Genomic DNA, 2103 nt, shown 5'->3' on the forward strand with positions numbered 1-2103 from the left:
CGGTTGGAAATTGGCGGTGTTGCCAATATCTATCAGGATCTGAAGAGCCCGGCTGACTATATCACTGTTTCCGATGAAGCCGGTATTGGCGGTCGTATCAAGACCGGCAAGATCGACCGAACCTGGGGTGAACTGGGGCTGACCACCAATTACTCGTGGTGGAATGGCAAATATGCCGTCTATGGCAAATTGTTCGGGGCCATGGGTCTTGAGAATGGCAAGAGCTATTCGGTCTCGAGCAATCTCGGCTTCCGCGCCAAGTGGTAATAACCGAAAGCAGAAATCCCTTCTAGTTGTCCTGGGGAAAAGAAAAGCAGCGGACAATATGGTCCGCTGCTTCCCTAACATCACCGGATTTAAATTACATCTTGATTTGAGTGAAGCAGATTGGCGCACCTCGTTTTTCTATTCGAGCACAAACTTAACGATCCTTGTTTTCACTTTGGCCGAATATGCTCCAGACTTCCACAGCTTTCGTCTCATCAGCCCCCATAACATTGAGCGCAAAGAACATACGATGCTTCAACCCAAAGCACGGGCCAGGGGGCATTGCTCCTCATATGTTTTCAACCGGGGCGGAACATTATTCAAGCTGAGCGAGAAAATACTCTATCATCGATCAAATTCTCAAACACATACCTCTCAAATAGCGGAAATTAAACAGTTCTGACTCAAGGTACATCCCTCTACCCCTGTGAGGATATTGGGCCTTCGAAAAAAACGGGGCAAACAACTTGCCTCCTCGAACTGGGGAGAGGTGTTGGGATGGAACTGCCTTATAGTAGCCAATGTCAACGAAGCGATTGTTTCACTTTCATTCACGGGGAAAGATCATGAAGAGTTTTGTATTTTTATCGACATTCGCACTATCTATACGTTGGCCGAAAGCACCGGTTTTTCGCTGAAAAATCGTCTTTTTAGACTCGATTGACATTCATTCAGAGCCTGAACAGGCTCTCAGATAAGTCACTCTCTATAGTTGCAAGATAATATTTTCTTCGGGATTAGCATCCAAACTTCTCATTACGACGGAAGGAGAAGTGATATGGGCTCAATCCACCTTATATCCTATAACTTCATCGTGACCTTTAGTTAGTAATTCTTGAGGAAAATTTTTATTGCTTTTATCAAAATATATATAATATATTTTTACTTATTTATTTTATATATATTTTGTTTTTCTATATAAATAATGGTTATATGAAAAAATAAAAGATGTATTTTAATATACGCCGCCTTATGTCTGAGTAAAATTGTAAAAAGACTTGAAGAAATATTGATATATTCAATAAAAAGAGAACTTGAATAGTCTTTTATCAAGTGATTACAAAATAAAAATTGGAGATATTTATGATTGAACCTTCTGATATGAGTGTTGAATATACTTCAGGGGTGAAGCAAAGCGCGATGAAAATCCACGCTAATAGTCTGGCGGCCTCATCGGCGCTCAACATTGTCCCTCGTTGGATAAAGACAGCTCTTTGGGCTGCAATCATTGCAGGTGCCATGGTGCCTGCGGTTGTTACCGGCCCACATCAAGCGAAAGCTGAAGATTTGATTGGCAATCGCAACGGGAATGGGAGAGGAGGCGCCGGTGGCGGTGACGGAAATACAGGTGGCGCTGGCGGTTCTGCTCTCAATGGGGCTGGCGGCGGTGGTGGTGGTGGTACTGCTACCTTAATTGCACCAGGTTCTGAAGGTCGATCTCCTGGTAATGCTGGCCGGGACGGCGGAGCCGGCGGCGGGATTACCACTCTGACAGACGGCGATAAAAAGGCCATTGGTGGGGCTGGCGGCGCTGGCGGCGCTGTGGGTGCCGTTGCGATAGATCCCAATGTGATGACCATCCAGGGAAGAGATGGCAATTCGGGCGATAGCGGCATTGCTCGATATCCGGTAATCGATGGCTTCGGTAAAGCGTTAGGATTTGGCGGCGGCGGCGGCGGCGGCGGCGCGGGATTGTTTCTTGGTACTGGTGGTATAGCGACTACGCATTCAGGCCTGACGATATTGGGTGGTAAGGGTGGTATGGGCGGCTCTGGTGAGGGCGCAGAGAATAACGGCACCTTCGCGTTGAGCACAATAGGTGGCGGCGGCGGCGGC

2 pseudogenes are annotated in these 2103 nt (G+C 46.9%); both read left to right on the forward strand.

The features are described 5' to 3' along the window. A pseudogene (locus ACTJKP_RS19295) lies at positions 1 to 267 on the forward strand (hypothetical protein); the annotation flags it as partial. Positions 268 to 1350: 1083 nt separating this feature from the next. Beyond that, positions 1351 to 2103: pseudogene (locus ACTJKP_RS19300) on the forward strand (hypothetical protein); the annotation flags it as partial.

The sequence above is a fragment of the Brucella sp. 22210 genome (assembly GCF_052045675.1).
Lineage (GTDB): Bacteria > Pseudomonadota > Alphaproteobacteria > Rhizobiales > Rhizobiaceae > Brucella.